Genomic DNA, 16,223 nt, shown 5'->3' with positions numbered 1-16,223 from the left:
GGCATGCGGGGCCAATGCCGTGATGACGGATTTTTACGTTTAAAATCAGACTCTTGACGCCATTAGCGTGTCATTGAAGGACGGGAGAATTCATGGCCACTGCAATTCTGATAGGACTATGCCTGACACTCGGCGCCGGTGTCGCGGCGCAATGGGTGGCGTGGCGCTTCAAACTGCCCGCCATTGTCATACTTTTCTGCCTTGGACTGGCTTTCGGGCCGGGGCTGGGCATATTGCATCCGTCAGAATCTCTGGGTTGGCTCTTCCGGCCACTCGTCTCGTCTCTAGTCGCCATTATCGTTTTCGAGGGTGGCCTGCTCCTTGATTTCCGCCAGTTGCAGAAGGCGGGTGACGGCGTGAAGCGCCTGATCTTTCTGGCCCTGCCGCTCAGTTGGGGCCTTGGCTGGGCTGCCGCTTACGAAGTCGGGAAAATGGATTGGGAGGTGGCCGCTCTTTTCGGTGCGATCATCACCGTGACGGGCCCCACCGTCGTGCTGCCGCTTTTACGCCTCAACAAGCTCAGCACCCGCGTCGCCGCTTTCCTCAGATGGGAGGCGATCATCAATGACCCGATTGGCGCCATCCTTGCCGCCGTCGTGTTGCAGATTGTCGTCGCCCCCGTGCCGATCGGGACGCAAGGGTTTCTACGCCTGACCCTCCCGGACCTGCTGGCCTCCTCCGCCCTTTCCGTCGCGGCCGGGATCCTACCCGCCTACGGCGTGCGCGCGCTCTTCGTGCGGGACTTAATGCCGGAGACACTTAAAACCCCGCTCCTCCTGACGCTGGCATTGCTGATCTTCGCGCTGTGCACAACTTTCATGGAAGGTGCCGGACTGATTGGCGCAACCGTTTTCGGCATGGCGCTGACCAATCTGCATGTGCCGGGTATGGCACAATTAAGGCGGGTCAAGGAGGCGCTCGTTTCTTTGGTCGTTGCCGTGCTGTTCATCCTCATGACGGCGGATCTTCAACGTGACGTGCTGACGCGCCTGTCATTCTCCATCGTTGCGCTGATGTTAACGGTGTTGTTTGTTGTGCGGCCCGTCGCCATTCTGCTTTCAACCATTCGCTCCGACCTGACCTGGCAGGAACGCCTCTTTGTCGCCTGGATCGCACCACGCGGCATTGTGGCCGCCGCGGTCGCTGGCGCGGCGGGGCTTCGCATTGCGGATTCTGGTTATAGCAGTGCAGATGTGATCATGCCCGCCATTTTTGCGATCATTGGCGGCACGATGATTTTCCATGGGTTTTCACTGCGCCCGCTGGCGCGTGTCCTTGGCCTGACATTGTCAAATGAGCCCGTCCTCATGCTGGTCGGCGCTTCACCCTGGGTCAGTAATCTCGCCGCCACGGTGCACCGGGAAAAACTCCCCGTCCTGCTCGTTGATTACCGCTCAACCGCCTTGATGCCTGCTGCGAGGAATGGCGTGCCCACATTGCGGGCCGAAGTCCTGTCGCCCTTCGGGCAGGAGGCGTTGGAGGAGCGGCCCGGTGATTACCTGATCGCCGCCACGCCGGATGCGATTTATAATGGTTTGATCTGTGCCCATCTCGCCCCCGATATGGGGCGGCAACGTGTCTTCCAGATCAGTCCGGGTGTGTCGCGCATGGATTTCCATCACGGCCTCTCCCGCGATGCGCGGGGACGCCTGATGGGTGAGCCGTCTTGGAATTACAGTCTCTTCGAAACGCTTTATAAGAAGAACTGGCGCTTCAGATGTTTCACCGTGGATGAGGCAATTCTGCCCTCCATCGGAGTCAATACAGCACGGCTGGACCTGTTTTACGTCAAAAAGGGTGTGTCGATCACCATTTACTCCACAGAAGACGGCCCGAAGCTGAAGCCGGGAACAGGCGATCTGCTTTTCAGTTTTGTCCCACAAAGTCTGCCGGCGATACAGGAATTCGCGGGCCCGCCATCCGCGACGGCAGAAACGCCGACTAAGGACGCGTCATCCTGAAGGATGGACGATGATTCCCTTCGGATTGAGACTGAGGAAATAACGCAGATCACGTGGCGAAAGGGCGATGCACCCGGCTGTCACACCGCTTTGGGGCTTTTGATGCAGGAATATTGCGGAGCCCTGTCCCGGCTTGGGCGGGTCGTCATTCCAGCCCAGCACGGCCACGATGTCATAAGCGTGGTCATCCCGCATGAGCGTCTCATGACGCGCCGCATGGGGGCGCTGGATGAGGCGGTTATAGGTTAAGCTTTCAGGGTCATCACACCAGCCATCATCCGGCCTGATGGCGCGGCAGGGCAGACCCGTCTCGGGGGGATGGGTCCGATCTGCACGGTAAAATACGCGTCGGAGCGGAAGGACTCCGACTGGAGTCGCGAGATCACCCTCGCCTTTGCAGCACGTCAGACCATTTTCCCCAATGGAAGCCGGAAAAACATACCCTCTATAGAAGAGGCGCGACCGGCAATACCGAGTCCGTAAATGCGCGTAATTGTCGTGAAAAAATCGAAAACTTTGTCGTGTTGTCACTTTTTATCCTCATCTGCAATGTGCTTGATAGGACATGAACAGGATGTAACATTAGGAGAATATTAAACTTCCTAGTCAAATCTCATTATTGAAGTTAACATAAGGTGCAAGGTGGCGCTGATCATTTTGTTATGCCACCTGAAAAGTTTGAGAAGGTTTTTAATGCCTGGTTTACGCTCCGTTTTGCTTGTCGACGACGATGACTCGCTCCGCTCACTCCTTATCGAACAGCTTCGGCAGGAAGGGGAGTTCGAATTTTCTCAAGCATCGACAATTGCTCAGGCAAGTGCGTTCATCTCATCGGAAAGCGCACGTGTCGAGATTATCCTCCTAGACGTCACATTGCCGGACGGTGATGGACGTGACTTCTGTAAGCAGCTTCGTCAGGACGGGGTTCGAGTCCCGATCCTGATGCTGACAGGTTCTGACGAAGAGGGGGACGTGATACGCGGCCTCGATTCGGGCGCGAATGATTACATTGCAAAGCCCTTCCGCGTGGCGGAACTCCTCGCACGAATCCGCGCCCAGCTTCGGTTGTTTGAAAGCAGTGAAGATGCTGTTTTCAGCATCGGGCCCTATTTATTCCGCCCTTCAACGAAACTCCTCCATGATGAGCGGAGTGGCCGCCGCATCCGCCTGACTGAAAAAGAGGCGGCGATTCTCAAATTTCTTTACCGTGCCGGGGCGCGGCCGATCGCGCGGCAGATCCTGCTCAATGAAGTGTGGGGTTATAATGCGGCCGTGACGACCCACACGCTTGAGACGCATATCTATCGCCTGCGCCAGAAAATCGAACCCGACCCCGCTCAGGCATCGATCCTGGTGACGGAAACAGGTGGGTATCGCCTCGTCACAGCACCTTCAGCACGCCCCCTGCGCGTCTCCTGATGCTGGAGATGATAGAGGGTTAAGGAGCGGCCGCGCCCTTCGCAACAGGCGCGGCACCCTTCTTTACAGGGCGATATCCGCAAAAACGGGCACGTGGTCGGATGGGCCTTCCGCACCTCTGATATCGCGCAAGACGCGCATGGTCTCAAATTGCGCGGCGATATCGTCAGAAACCTAAATATGGTCGAGGCGACGACCACGGTTAGACGCGGCCCAGTCCCGATTGCGGTAAGACCACCATGTGTAGAGTTTCTGATCAGCGGGGACCATGACGCGCATCACGTCGGTGAAACCAGTATTCTGCCAGGCCACGTGGCGTCTGACTTCCGGCTCTGTATGGCAGACCACATTCAGCAATTGCTTGTGACTCCATACATCTTGTTCAAGCGGCGCGGTATTTAGGTCTCCAACGAGAATGGCGCGCTCAGGACGATGGGCAGCAAACCACGCTTTGACTTCATCGAGAAATCTCAGCTTATGGGCAAATTTGGGGTTTTCGACCGGGTCGGGGATATCACCACCCGCGGGCACGTAAAAGTTATGGATCGTGATCGGCTTTTGAGGGTCACCAATTTCAACCGCATTATGGCGACAATCGGACTTCTCACACCAGATCGGCGTCTCTAAAGCGCGGATGAAAGGCGTCCTGGAAAGAATGGCAACGCCATTATAGCTCTTCATCCCGGTAAAATGCTGGTATTTAAAGCCGAGCGCCGCCAAGGCTTCTGCGGGAAAGAGATCATCAGGGACTTTCGTCTCCTGCAAGCAGAGAATATCCGGCTGATCGCGCATGACGATCTGTTGGAGGAGCGGTAATCTCAGCCGAAGAGAATTGATGTTCCAGGTCATGATGCGCATGGGCCCTGATTGGCGTAAATAAACCATTCACGCAAGGGGGGAAGTTGCCGGGTGCAGTCGCTTTGCGCAGGATGCGACGTGAACGCCCCGGCCCTGCAACAGGGCACCCCCAGATCTCAACCGTGCGCCATAACGGTAATCAGGATAAATGAGGCCGTTTTGTCGGGAAGCATCCTGGCCGGGCCAGGGCAAAGCACATGTATAGAGGGATGAATATTGCCCTTCCTCACGACGTAAAGCGATTATTATTAAGAATTGTCCACGCCCGATGCGCAACATGGTGAGAGTGGTTCCGAAACGTTCATTCCACGTAAGGCAGAATTTTTACCTTTACCTATTTTGCTTAAAAATCAATATGTTAGCGGAGTGTGATTAATTTTTAGGCAAATCGATGCAAAACCTGCTAGGAAGCGCTTTCCGTCAATCTACCAAGTTTTATCCCACAGAGTTTTCCACAGGATCGGTGGATGAAGTTTTGGAGAGAGCGATGGAACGTTCACAGCACTTCGTGCGCTTGCTTCAATTGAGGGTCCGGCCAGGTCGATGAGCATTAGCGGCGTCAAAATAACAGCGGCGGAACTGGAAAGCGGGGTCGCCACCATCCGCGCGGCGTTGAAGACGATCCCGACATCGCCCGGCGTTTATCGCATGCTCGATGCAAAAGGCGCCGTCCTCTACGTCGGAAAAGCGCTCAACCTCAAAAATCGCGTCACATCCTACACGCGTGCGACGCAATTGCCGGAGAGGCTGACGCGCATGGTCTCCATGACGCGGCAGATGGAAATCGTCACGACGGCGTCTGAGGCGGACGCTTTGTTGCTTGAGGCGAATTACATCAAGCGGATGAAGCCGCGCTTCAATATCCTGCTAAGGGACGATAAATCCTATCCATGGATTATGCTGTCAGAAAATCATCCGTTCCCGCAGGTCAGCAAGCAGCGGGGCAAGCCCAAAAAGGACGTGACCTATTGGGGGCCTTTCGCTTCGGCCTGGTCCGTCAATCAAACTCTGAACCTGATTCAGAAGAGCTTCCTGCTGCGCTCATGTAGCGATAGTGAGATGGCGACGCGGACGCGCCCCTGTCTGCTTTACCAAATCAAGCGCTGTTCTGCCCCCTGCGTCGATCGCATCAAGCAGGATGATTATCGCGTCCTGGTCGAGGAAGTGCGCCAGTTTCTGTCCGGTAAAAGCACTCATCTGCGTGAGACCCTTGCGACGGACATGGCGGAAGCGGCCGAGGCGCAGGATTATGAGCGCGCGGCGATGATCCGCGACCGCATCCGGGCCTTTTCCGGCTTACAGGATTCAGGCGTTATCAACCCGGCTTCCCTCCATGATGCGGATATTTTCGCGATCTGGCAGGATGCGGGCCAATGCTGCGTCGAGGTGTTCTTCATCCGGGCCGGACGTAATAATGGCAATCGCGCGCTTTTCCCCGTTCAGACGGATGAGGAAAGCCGGGAAGACATTCTTTCCGCGTTTCTGCTGCAATTTTACGACAGCAAGCCCCCGCCCGAGCTCATCCTTCTGAACCAACCACTCAGTGAACCAGCCCTCGTGGCCAGTGCCCTGTCGAAAGCGGCAGGACACCGTGTGGAGATCATGGTGCCGCAGCGCGGCGAGAAGCGTTCAGTCGTCCTCCATGCAGAGCAGAATGCGCGTGAGGCTCTCGGGCGGCGTTTGGCTGAGAGTGCGGGCACACAGCATCTTTTAAGTGAGACGGCGCGGGTCTTTCATTTGGAGACGCCGCCTGAACGGATTGAGGTCTATGATAACTCCCATATTTCCGGCCGCCATGCTTACGGGGTGATGATCGTCGGCGGCCCGGAGGGATTTCACCGGCGCGATTATCGGAAATTCTCCATCAAATCAGTCCTGACGCCGGGCGATGATTACGCCATGATGCGGGAGGTCATGGAGCGTCGCTTCCGGAAAACCAGTGACGCGGAGGCCAGTCGCAAATATGCCCGGATGCCGGATATATTGCTGATTGATGGCGGGCAGGGACAATATAATATCGTCAAAAAAGTGCTGGAGGAGCTCGGGGTTGAGGGGGTCAAACTCGTCTCAATCGCGAAAGGGCCGGATCGGGATGCCGGGCGCGAATGGTTTTTCACGGATGACCAGCCCCCCTTCCAGCTTCCGGAAAAGGACCCGGTTCTCTATTACCTCCAGCGCCTGCGCGATGAAGCGCATCGTTTCGCAATCACGACTCACCGCGCCAGCCGTTCCGGCGCGATCCGTAAATCTGAGCTGGATCGCATTGAAGGGATCGGACCCGTTCGCAAGAAGGCGCTTCTGGCGCATTTCGGCTCAGCACGCGCGGTGAAGCAGGCCGGTCTGACGGAACTGACTCAGGCCAAGGGCATTAATATGGAGACGGCGCGCCTGGTTTTCAGCCATTTCCATCCCGACACTGAAATATGAGGCAAAAAAAGTACCGTTGGCCCTGTCTCAAGGTGGCTTTACGGCGTTTTCATGGTATCAGCGAAACTCCAACGTCGAGGGCCTGTGATGCTGACTGACCTTCCGAACATTTTGACTTTGACGCGAATCGCGACAATCCCTTTCCTGGTTGTCAGCATCGCGTTGCAGAACAATGCGGCCAGTGCTGTCGGATGCGTCATCTATATTATCGCCTGTGTGACAGATTACTTTGACGGGATGCTGGCGCGGCGTTGGAAGCAGAATTCCGAGATCGGTCGGATGATGGACCCGATCGCGGACAAGCTTCTTGTCGGGGCGCTGTTGATGGCGCTGGCCGGTTATGGCCGGTTGGTGGAGGGCTCCGTCTTTGCGGCCATTATCATTCTGATACGTGAAATCCTGATCAGTGGATTGCGGGAATATATGGCCAGCCAGGACCAGACACTCCCATCCTCCCGCCTCGCGAAATGGAAAACCGGCATACAGATGATCGCGATCGGATTTCTGATGGCCGGAAGCGCCAATGGCGCGTGGCAGGTCACTTCATTCGGCTCCGCCCTGCAATTGGGGGCACTTATGCTGTGGCTCTCCGTCATTCCGACGGTGCTCAGCGGGTGGCGCTATCTGACAACCGGTGTGACATATATGCTCGGCGTGACAAACCGGGAGAGACTGAGCCGTTGAGCGTGATTGGACAAAAATTCGACATCTGATAAACGAATTGAAGTAATCATTCCCTTGATGGGCCGAGGATTTCGTTAATGAGAAAACTGCTCTTCGTCGTCACGCCGCTTTTCCTCAGCGGCTGTTCAGGCCTCGGCACGTTTTTTCATGATACGGTCTCTCTTCCGGGTGCCAACCCCAACCTCCCCGCTGGCCGATCAGAAACCATGGCGAAGGTGACCGGGGCACCGGTTTCTGAACTTCCCCTCATGTCGGAAGGGGGCGATATCTGGCCTGGCGCACCTGACCCGCTTCCCTCGCTTCGGGATGTCTCGCGCTCCTCCCAGTCAATTGCGAAAACCCTTGATGACCCGAACAGTTATTTTGGCCGCATGGCCTCGGGGCGCAAGGAAAATGAGGCTTTGTTTGAAGAGGGAAGTCGCGTCAGTATCGGCGAGGAATTTGCGGTGAAACACGGCGTGATGCGCACGCCGGAAGCCATCACGACGCAGCCTGTCATTGATCCGTCAAAAAAATATATCGAGCAGGAAAGTGGTATCGTCGAGATCCCGAACGGGGATGGCACATCCACCCTGATTGCGCCGGACGGCACGGTGACAATCCGCAAAAGCGGCAAGAATTAAGCGCAACCACCAGTTGCGCGGATTAATATTTCCGCAGCAGCGATGTCAGCACACCTTGTATCGTCACCCGCTCCGCCGGAAGAATACGCGTCTCGTAACGTGGATTGGCAGCTTCCAGCGCGATGGACGGGCCGCGTTTACGCAGACGCTTCAAGGTCACTTCCTCACCATCAATCAGCGCGACAACGATCTGGCCATTTTCCGCGTTCGGCGTTTCCTGGATAATCACCGTGTCCGCATCCATGATGCCAGCGCCCTCCATCGAATCTCCGGCGACGATGAGGGCGTAATACTGCCCTCGACCTAGCATGCTGGTCGGCACCATAGCCGTCTCGCCCGTATCTTTCACCGCCTCTATCGGGACACCGGCAGCGATCCGCCCGTAAACCGGGATTTCAATGGACCCGCCTGATGGGGGATTCTTAGAGGTTTCAAGCGTCGAGACGTTCGCTTTACCTTGAAGGCCATGCGATGAGAACGGGACAATCTTATCAGCGGGCCGGGGAGGGGGCTTCAGGACCTCAAGTGCCCGGGCACGTTGATGATGGCGCCTGATGAAACCGCGCTCCTCCAGAGCTGTCACAAGGCGATGAATGCCGGATTTGGAATGGAGACCGATTGCAACCTTCATCTCATCAAATGAGGGAGAGAATCCCGTGCGATGAAGATAATCATCGATGAAAGTAAGAAGCTGGTGTTGTTTCCGTGTAAGCATCGTTGTCCTCACTGGGATGGAAACGCAACGCGGCGCTTCTGTTTCCATTTTGTTCTTTTTAAAATTTGTGGCCGTATTACGCAAGCATGCGCGGAATATTTTTGTTTTCTAGGCGAAAGCTTACGTTAAAGCTTGACGTCGCGCCCACTTCAAAGCATTTATGCACGCAATCTGACGATGCCACCATGTTTGACCGTGGGGCACACCGACACTGTGTTGAGGATCACATGGCTAAGACAAACGTCATCCAGATTCGTCTCGTTTCGACAGCGGATACCGGATATTTCTACGTGACGAAGAAGAACGCGCGCTCCGCCGTTGGCAAGATGGAAGTGCGGAAATATGACCCGGTCGTCCGTAAGCACGTCACATTCCGGGAAGCAAAAATCAAGTAAGCGGGTTCGCACACCGCCCGATCCGGGTTCGCTCGGGTCGGATCTGTGCTGCTTGACATCCGGCCCTGTTAATAGAGCCGGTCGTTTTTGCCGTAAGGGATCACGAGTTCGTTTTTCTCCGTGAGATTCAGCATCGCACGGGAGCGCTCATCGAGAAGATCCGCATCCAGGGCGCGTTCACTTAAACTGTTAATGCGCTGCTGCCACAAAACATACTCATCCTCAGCCGCCTTCTGAGAGGCGATGGCTTTCCGCTTAAGGCCGAGGCGCGCCTCATAAGCGCGCATGCCATGGTCGCCCTGCAGCGCATTCCAGCAAAAATACGCCGTAAGTCCTAGGAAAACGGTCGGCGGGATGACCAACCGAAAAAACCGACGTATGTGTCGTTGCGCCTGCATATTCTAACCAGTTGGAGAGGCAGCGTTAAGCCGATACTTCGCTGCTCAAAGTTTTAACGCGCAACCTGGCCGTTATTTCACAATAAGGCCAAAGTTGCGCTCTTCACATTATTTAAAGATGGACTGACCTGCGTAAAAACCAGCCGTATCAAGCTCACTCTCAATGCGGATCAACTGATTATATTTGGCAATACGGTCCGAACGGGAGAGAGAACCTGTTTTGATCTGGCCGCAATTTGTCGCGACGGCGAGGTCAGCAATGGTCGTGTCTTCCGTCTCACCTGAGCGATGGCTCATGACGCATTTATAACCGTTGCGGTGCGCCAGCTCCATGGCATCGAGCGTTTCCGTCAACGTGCCGATCTGGTTGGGTTTGATCAGGACAGCATTTGCCGTTTTACTTTCAATGCCTTTGGCAAGGCGCTCAGTATTGGTGACGAAAAGATCATCCCCGACAAGCTGGAGTTTATCACCAAGGCGGCATGTCATTTCAGCCCAACCTGCCCAGTCATCCTCAGCAAGCCCGTCCTCAATCGACCGAATTGCCGGGAATTTGGCGACAAGATCCGCCAGATAACTGATCATGCCATCAGCATCCAGAACTTTGCCTTCTCCCTTCAGATGATAATGATTGTCCTTGTAAAACTCTGTCGCCGCGCAATCGAGCGCAATCGTGACTTCCTGACCCAGGCGATAACCCGCCGCTTCGACAGACTGACTGATAAATGTCAGCGCCTCCTCAGCGGATTTCAGGTTTGGCGCAAAACCACCCTCATCCCCGACATTCGTGTTATGCCCGGATTGGGCCAGATTTTTGCGCAGACAGGTGAAGATTTCGGCACCCATACGCACAGCATCAGACATTGATTTCGCCCCGATGGGCTGAATCATGAATTCCTGAATATCGATCGGGTTGTCAGCATGCTGGCCGCCATTGATGATGTTCATCATCGGGACGGGAAGCGTGTGGGCGTTTACGCCGCCCAAGTAACGATAAAGCGGCACTTCAAGCTCAATCGCGGTGGCCTTTGCAACGGCTAGGGAGACGGCCAATATGGCGTTGGCACCGAAACGCGCTTTGTTATCCGTGCCATCAAGGTCATTGATGGCGTTATCGATCGCGATCTGATCAGATGATTCAGCACCCTGAAGCAACTCGCGGATCTCGTTATTTGCGAAGGCAACGGCTTTCGTGACGCCTTTACCATAATGCCGTGACGGGTCCCGGTCTCTCAGTTCAACAGCCTCATGCGCACCGGTCGACGCGCCTGAGGGAACAGCCGCACGACCTTTCGCGCCGGAGGAGAGTTCGACGTCAACTTCAACCGTCGGGTTACCGCGGCTATCTAAAATTTCCCGCGCAACGATATCGATAATGGCGCTCACGATGATGCTCCCTTTGAGTTTGAAATCTTTGCGCAACACAAGTGCGCCTGTTGGCCCTCATGTCAACCAATTAAGAGATATTTAGAGAATAATGACATGGAAAAATATACGGTGCGTCACCACTATCACCACAACTTGCCGTTTCTTGACATTTGCGCTCTTTACGATTGCGTTACAAACCAAGTCGACGCCACTCCTCGGCGCCAAAAGCTCTGCATCGCGCGAAATTTTCAGGCGCGCGTCGCGGCGCCGTCCATCTGGTGCTGCGTTTTAATGAGGCGATCAATGCGGCTCAGTTTTTCGAGCAGGGTATGCATCTCTGAAAGCGGCACCATGGTCGGCCCGTCACTGGGGGCCTGGTCGGGATTTTCATGTGTTTCAATAAATACGGCCGCCACGCCAATTGCCACCGATGCAGCGGCAAGCGGTGCGACAAATTCCCGCTGTCCGCCTGACGCGCCGCCAAGCCCGCCCGGCTGCTGAACGGAGTGGGTGGCGTCATACACAACCGGATAGCCTGTCTGCGCCATAATGGGCAGACCACGCATGTCATTGACCAGCGTATTATATCCAAAGCTTGTGCCGCGCTCACACAGCATCAGACGCTCATTACCCGTTGAAGCGATTTTGGCCGCGACATTTTCCATGTCCCAGGGTGCAAGAAACTGCCCTTTTTTGACGTTGATCGCAGCACCTGTCTCACCCGCCGCCAGGAGGAGGTCCGTCTGGCGACATAAAAAAGCGGGTATCTGCAGCACATCCACGTAATCGGCGGCGCGCGCGCATTGCTCCGGCGCGTGGACATCGGTCAGCACAGGACACCCGAAACGGGCTTTCACATCCGCGAGGATCTGCAACCCCTTCTCCATCCCGACACCGCGCTTGCTGTTGAGCGACGTACGATTCGCCTTATCGTAGGAGCTTTTATAGATCAGCCCGATTGAGAGGTTTTTGCAGATTTCCGTCAATTTCTCCGCGACCATCATGGCATGGTCAGCCGACTCAATCTGGCACGGCCCGGCAATCAGCGTGAAAGGGAGGCGATTGCCGATTTTAAGGCCATTAATGTCGATGTCACGCATCGGCTTTCATCCTTTTAACGGCCGCCTCGATAAAGCCAGCAAAAAGCGGGTGAGGGGCAAAGGGTTTGGAGAGATATTCCGGATGATATTGCACGCCGATAAACCATGGATGGTCAGGATATTCGATCGTCTCCGGCAACACGCCATCCGGTGACATGCCGGCAAAACGGAGCCCCGTCGCCTCAAGGGCGTCGCGATAATGCACATTCACCTCATAGCGATGACGGTGACGTTCCCGCACGGTGGTTTCCCCGTAAATTTCCGCGATACGAGATTTCGACGTGAGGCTTGCCGGGTAGGCGCCGAGGCGCATTGTGCCACCCAAATCACCCTGCTCACGCCGTTTCATGATTTCATCGCCGCGCGCCCACTCCGTCATCAACCCGACAACGGGCTCCGTCGTTGCGCCAAATTCGGTGGAGGAAGCATCTGAGATGCCCGCCAGGGTGCGGGCGCATTCGATCACCGCCATCTGCATCCCGAAGCAGATCCCGAAATAAGGCACGGATTTTTCACGCGCATAGCGCACGGCGGCGATCTTCCCCTCTGAACCGCGGCGCCCGAAACCGCCTGGCACCAGGATACCGTGTAACTGGCGCAACTGCGCCTCGGTCGCGCCGGATTTTTCAAGGTTCTCGGCCTCAATCCACTCAAGTTGGACGCGCACATTATGGGCGATGCCACCATGGAGGAGGGCTTCAATCAGTGACTTATAACTGTCAAGCAACGCGGTATATTTACCGACAATACCGATGCGCACCGTGGCGGAAGGGTTTCGGATCGCGTCGACGATCTTTTCCCATTTACGCAGGTCAGGCGCCTGATCAGCCGGGAGCCCGAAATAGCGCAGAACCTCATCATCCATCCCTTCCGCATGGTAGGAAAGCGGACAGGCATAGATCGTGTCGATATCCAGCGCGGCAATCACGGCTTCCGGCTTGACGTTACAGAAATTTGCGATCTTGTGCCGTTCCTGCGATGGGATAGGCCGGTCGGAACGGCAGATCAGCATTTGCGGCTGAATACCGACATTCTGAAGTTCCTTCACCGAATGCTGGGTGGGCTTCGTTTTCAGTTCACCCGCTGCGGGGATGTAAGGCAGGAGTGTGAGATGCACGCACATGGTCTGCGCATGTCCCAAATCATTCCGCAACTGACGTATGGCTTCCAGAAATGGCAGGCTCTCAATATCACCCACTGTCCCGCCAATTTCGACGAGGACGAAATCATAATCCTCCGTCCCGGAAACAATGGCGGATTTGATGGCATCCGTGATATGCGGGATCACCTGCACGGTCGCGCCAAGATAATCACCCCGACGCTCCCGCGCGATCACGTCGGAATAGATCCGCCCGGTTGTCGCATTATCCGCACATGCTGCGTGCACGCCCGTAAAACGCTCATAATGCCCCAAATCAAGATCCGTCTCCGCGCCATCATCTGTGACGAAGACTTCACCATGCTGATAGGGGCTCATCGTCCCCGGATCAACATTGAGATACGGGTCCAGCTTGCGCATACGGACCGAATAGCCTCGGGATTGCAGAAGAGCCGCCAGGGCCGCTGAAGCGATGCCCTTGCCAAGAGAGGAAACAACACCACCGGTGATAAAAACAAATTTCGTCATGGAGGGCTGTCCTACAACGCTTTGGTGTTGAATAGAAGATGGAAGCCCCTGACCATGCTTTAAAATTGCCTCACTCTATTTCGAAGGCTTTCCGGCGGGGAAATCCGGCGCGGGATTTTCGGGCAGGGCGGTCGAGGCGGAAGGGGGCGTCGCCAAAATCGAATCGCCCGCATGATGCCCGGCCGCGCCCTGGTTGAGGTAGGCGAGCGCCAGGCAGAGCACCATGAACATACCGGCGAGAATCGCGGTTGCGCGCGTCAGAAGATTGGCCGTACCCCTGCCGGACATGAAGGAGCCCATACCCTGACCACTCCCGATCCCGAGACCACCTCCCTCACTCCGCTGGATAAGGATCACCCCGATCAGGGCGATGGTCACAAACACATTTATGATAAGCAGAATGGTCGTCATCAGTAAGTTTCTTTACCTAAATGTCAGTGTCAGGAATTCGGCAAGGCTTGCGACCACCGCCTGAAGCGCCGCCCGTCCGACGCTCTGCCCCGTAATATACGATGAGATCATGATATTGTCATCCGCCACGCGGCGGAAGGTGGCTGCGCCTGCACACGCAACGCCTGCACCGGGCTAGGAGGGTGAACGGTTGATATGGTATCATAACGGGCGACCGTGAGGTGCTGAAGGGGTCCCTGCGGCCTTTAAGGCTGGTCTAAAATCTTTTCGCCCTTTATAGGGAGCGCCTTAAGGCTTTCAGCTTCAGCGGGATAATCGACAGAATGATCACCACGCTCAGACACCTCGTTGTTGACTCATGGATAGGCCGCATCATCGCGCTGCTTATTTTTGTCGCATTTATCGGATGGGGCGCCAATGACGTCTTCCTGAAACCAGCATATGATGACCCGAACGTCCTCGCCATGGCGGGCCCATCAAAAATCTCACTTCAGGATTATGAGGCGCGCGTGCGATTGATGGGGGACCGCATCGCCCAGGCCATGGGCCACCACCCCGGAGATAATCTCTCAACGTCGGAAAAACGGCAATTGAGGCAGGTTGTCTTCCAGTCCATGCTGAATGAACTGCCCATGCAGGCCCAGGCGCACGCGCAGGGGATGGTCGTCCCGGATAAGATCATCCGGGAAAAAGTTTTTTCCATCCCCGCTTTTCAGGATGAGCAACATCATTTCAGTCCCGACCGCTTCCGTAACTGGCTGCGCAATGCGCAGATGACGGAGCCCGCTTTTATCGACATCGTCCGCCGGGAAGTTGAAAATCTGACGTTGGGCATGGCCATGGCCCGCAACATTACGGCACCCCATGCCATCGTCGCGCGGTTTGCGGATTATATGACGCAGCGTCATGTCTATGACGTGGCGACTTTCCGTCAACCGGCGGGCGGCAGCCCCCAACCTGCCGTCGATGAAGCGACTTTGCAGAGATATTACGACAACCACCCATGGGATTACACAACGCAGGAATTCCGCCATGCACGGATCATTCTGCTGAATGCTTCGACATTGCAAAGCGCCGTCACCGCATCTGATGCGCAGGTCAAAGCACTCTATGACAGTCGGGAGGCGCTGTATGACCGGCCTGAGGGGCGGGATATTGCCTATGTCATGTCGAAAGATCGTGCACAGATTGACTCCATCGCCAAAGCCTGGCGGGATGGCGCTTCATGGCAGGACGTGCTGAAACAGGCGAAAGGCGCCATTGCCGACGTGCTGTCTCAGATACCTCAGAGCGCGATCCCCGCGCCTGAGCTTGCCAAGGCCGCTTTCGCCGCTGCGCCGGACATCGTTACGGGCCCGATTTCCTCACCCGGCGGCTGGATTGTGTTTCGCGTTTCGAAAATCTCGCCCGCACATCATGTCAGCCTTGATGAAGCCAAAGAGGGTCTGGCCAGCGAAATCCGCACGCAGGAGGCCGTTAATCAGCTGCCGGATAAAGTGGCGAAGCTTCAGGATATCGTCGCGGGTGACACAAGCCTCGACCACATCCCCGCTGAACTCGGCGCGCGCCCCGCGGAAGGTGCGTTGACGCGGGAAGGTAAAACAAAGTCGGGTGATGACGCGCCCATCCCGGGGACCGAAGCGGAACGCAAAGCCATCATCGACGCGATTTTCAGCCAGAAAGTCGATGCCCCGCCGCGTTTCGTCGCCCTGCCTGATGGCGGCGCGTTTGTTATCAAGCTCGATCAGGTCGAGCCGGGGCGGCAATTAACCTTCAAGGAATCGCGCGATACCGTGCTGAAAGCCTATCGTGAGGACGCGTCAAACCGCGCCCTCAACGTCGCGGCCACAGAGTTTTTCACGCAGGCGAAAGAGAAGGGCGGCGTGTCGCACGTGGCGGTGCCGGGACAGGGCGGCCCGCAGATCGAAGCCGGGCAGTTTGAGACCGTTCAATCGGCGGAGCAAAGTCACGGAGCGTTGCCCTATGCTGTCCTCCAGACCAAAATCGGTGAGACGGCGATGATTGACGTTGACGGGACTTATAAAGTGTTCACGGTAACGTCACTCCCCGCCGACCCGGTGGCCGCGCATGAGGCCCGCAAGGCATTGCAGAAGATGGCCGATCGCGGTTTGCAGGAGGACGTCGTTAATACGTTCCGGCAGCGGGCTGCTGAACAGGCAAAGATGCACATCAACCAGCCTCTGCTCAATCAGGTTCTGAGCGGTGAAGGTTCGTAA

14 protein-coding genes and 1 pseudogene are annotated in these 16,223 nt (G+C 56.1%); 7 read left to right on the top strand and 8 right to left on the bottom strand.

Going from position 1 to position 16,223, the window contains the following annotated elements:
* Nucleotides 1-92: 92 nt before the first annotated feature.
* A complete protein-coding gene (locus N5W20_RS03315; RefSeq protein ID WP_319807495.1) occupies nucleotides 93-1,961 on the top strand; it encodes a cation:proton antiporter in 1,869 nt (622 codons plus the stop codon).
* Here N5W20_RS03315 and N5W20_RS03310 read toward each other — a convergent pair.
* Complete coding sequence (locus N5W20_RS03310) at nucleotides 1,953-2,492, bottom strand: L,D-transpeptidase family protein (protein WP_319807494.1); 540 nt, start codon at nucleotides 2,490-2,492, stop codon at nucleotides 1,953-1,955. The genes N5W20_RS03315 and N5W20_RS03310 overlap by 9 nt on opposite strands.
* A gap of 162 nt (nucleotides 2,493-2,654) precedes the next feature.
* Between N5W20_RS03310 and N5W20_RS03305 the strand changes: the two genes are divergently transcribed.
* A complete protein-coding gene (locus N5W20_RS03305; RefSeq protein ID WP_319807493.1) occupies nucleotides 2,655-3,380 on the top strand; it encodes a response regulator transcription factor in 726 nt (241 codons plus the stop codon).
* A 63-nt stretch (nucleotides 3,381-3,443) separates the two neighbouring features.
* Here the strand turns inward: N5W20_RS03305 and N5W20_RS03300 are convergent.
* A pseudogene (locus N5W20_RS03300) lies at nucleotides 3,444-4,238 on the bottom strand (exodeoxyribonuclease III).
* A gap of 543 nt (nucleotides 4,239-4,781) precedes the next feature.
* On the opposite strand from N5W20_RS03300, the gene uvrC reads away from it, so the two are divergent.
* From uvrC to N5W20_RS03285, 3 genes are all read left to right on the top strand, one after another.
* Nucleotides 4,782-6,665, top strand: coding sequence for an excinuclease ABC subunit UvrC (gene uvrC / locus N5W20_RS03295; RefSeq protein WP_319807492.1), 1,884 nt, complete (start codon nucleotides 4,782-4,784; stop codon nucleotides 6,663-6,665).
* An 87-nt stretch (nucleotides 6,666-6,752) separates the two neighbouring features.
* Complete coding sequence (pgsA, locus tag N5W20_RS03290) at nucleotides 6,753-7,349, top strand: CDP-diacylglycerol--glycerol-3-phosphate 3-phosphatidyltransferase (protein WP_319807491.1); 597 nt, start codon at nucleotides 6,753-6,755, stop codon at nucleotides 7,347-7,349.
* Nucleotides 7,350-7,426: 77 nt separating this feature from the next.
* Nucleotides 7,427-7,972: a hypothetical protein gene (locus tag N5W20_RS03285; protein WP_319807490.1), complete on the top strand. Its 546-nt coding sequence runs from the start codon at nucleotides 7,427-7,429 to the stop codon at nucleotides 7,970-7,972.
* A 22-nt stretch (nucleotides 7,973-7,994) separates the two neighbouring features.
* On the opposite strand, the gene lexA is transcribed toward N5W20_RS03285, so the two are convergent.
* Complete coding sequence (gene lexA, locus N5W20_RS03280) at nucleotides 7,995-8,687, bottom strand: transcriptional repressor LexA (protein ID WP_319807489.1); 693 nt, start codon at nucleotides 8,685-8,687, stop codon at nucleotides 7,995-7,997.
* Between the two features lie 227 nt (nucleotides 8,688-8,914).
* On the opposite strand from lexA, the gene rpmG reads away from it, so the two are divergent.
* Complete coding sequence (gene rpmG / locus N5W20_RS03275; RefSeq protein WP_319807488.1) at nucleotides 8,915-9,082, top strand: 50S ribosomal protein L33; 168 nt, start codon at nucleotides 8,915-8,917, stop codon at nucleotides 9,080-9,082.
* A gap of 68 nt (nucleotides 9,083-9,150) precedes the next feature.
* On the opposite strand, the gene N5W20_RS03270 is transcribed toward rpmG, so the two are convergent.
* The 5 genes from N5W20_RS03270 to secG form a co-directional block, all read right to left on the bottom strand.
* On the bottom strand, nucleotides 9,151-9,369 hold the full coding sequence (locus N5W20_RS03270) for a septation inhibitor protein (RefSeq protein ID WP_319807487.1): 219 nt from the start codon (nucleotides 9,367-9,369) through the stop codon (nucleotides 9,151-9,153).
* A gap of 219 nt (nucleotides 9,370-9,588) precedes the next feature.
* Nucleotides 9,589-10,866: a phosphopyruvate hydratase gene (gene eno, locus N5W20_RS03265; protein ID WP_319807820.1), complete on the bottom strand. Its 1,278-nt coding sequence runs from the start codon at nucleotides 10,864-10,866 to the stop codon at nucleotides 9,589-9,591.
* A gap of 230 nt (nucleotides 10,867-11,096) precedes the next feature.
* Nucleotides 11,097-11,948, bottom strand: coding sequence for a 3-deoxy-8-phosphooctulonate synthase (kdsA, locus tag N5W20_RS03260; protein ID WP_319807486.1), 852 nt, complete (start codon nucleotides 11,946-11,948; stop codon nucleotides 11,097-11,099).
* On the bottom strand, nucleotides 11,941-13,575 hold the full coding sequence (locus N5W20_RS03255) for a CTP synthase (RefSeq protein ID WP_319807485.1): 1,635 nt from the start codon (nucleotides 13,573-13,575) through the stop codon (nucleotides 11,941-11,943). Before N5W20_RS03255 ends, kdsA begins: the two co-directional genes overlap by 8 nt.
* Nucleotides 13,576-13,650: 75 nt before the next feature.
* Nucleotides 13,651-13,986, bottom strand: a complete 336-nt coding sequence (secG, locus tag N5W20_RS03250) for a preprotein translocase subunit SecG (RefSeq protein ID WP_319807484.1) — start codon at nucleotides 13,984-13,986, stop codon at nucleotides 13,651-13,653.
* A gap of 323 nt (nucleotides 13,987-14,309) precedes the next feature.
* On the opposite strand from secG, the gene N5W20_RS03245 reads away from it, so the two are divergent.
* Nucleotides 14,310-16,223 (top strand): peptidylprolyl isomerase, encoded by a 1,914-nt coding sequence (locus N5W20_RS03245; RefSeq protein WP_319807483.1) that lies wholly within the window; start codon nucleotides 14,310-14,312, stop codon nucleotides 16,221-16,223.

Source organism: Candidatus Kirkpatrickella diaphorinae, from assembly GCF_025736875.1.
Classification (GTDB): domain Bacteria; phylum Pseudomonadota; class Alphaproteobacteria; order Acetobacterales; family Acetobacteraceae; genus Sorlinia; species Sorlinia diaphorinae.
Note: the sequence above shows the minus strand (reverse complement) of the source record. Positions and strands in the feature narration are given on the sequence as shown.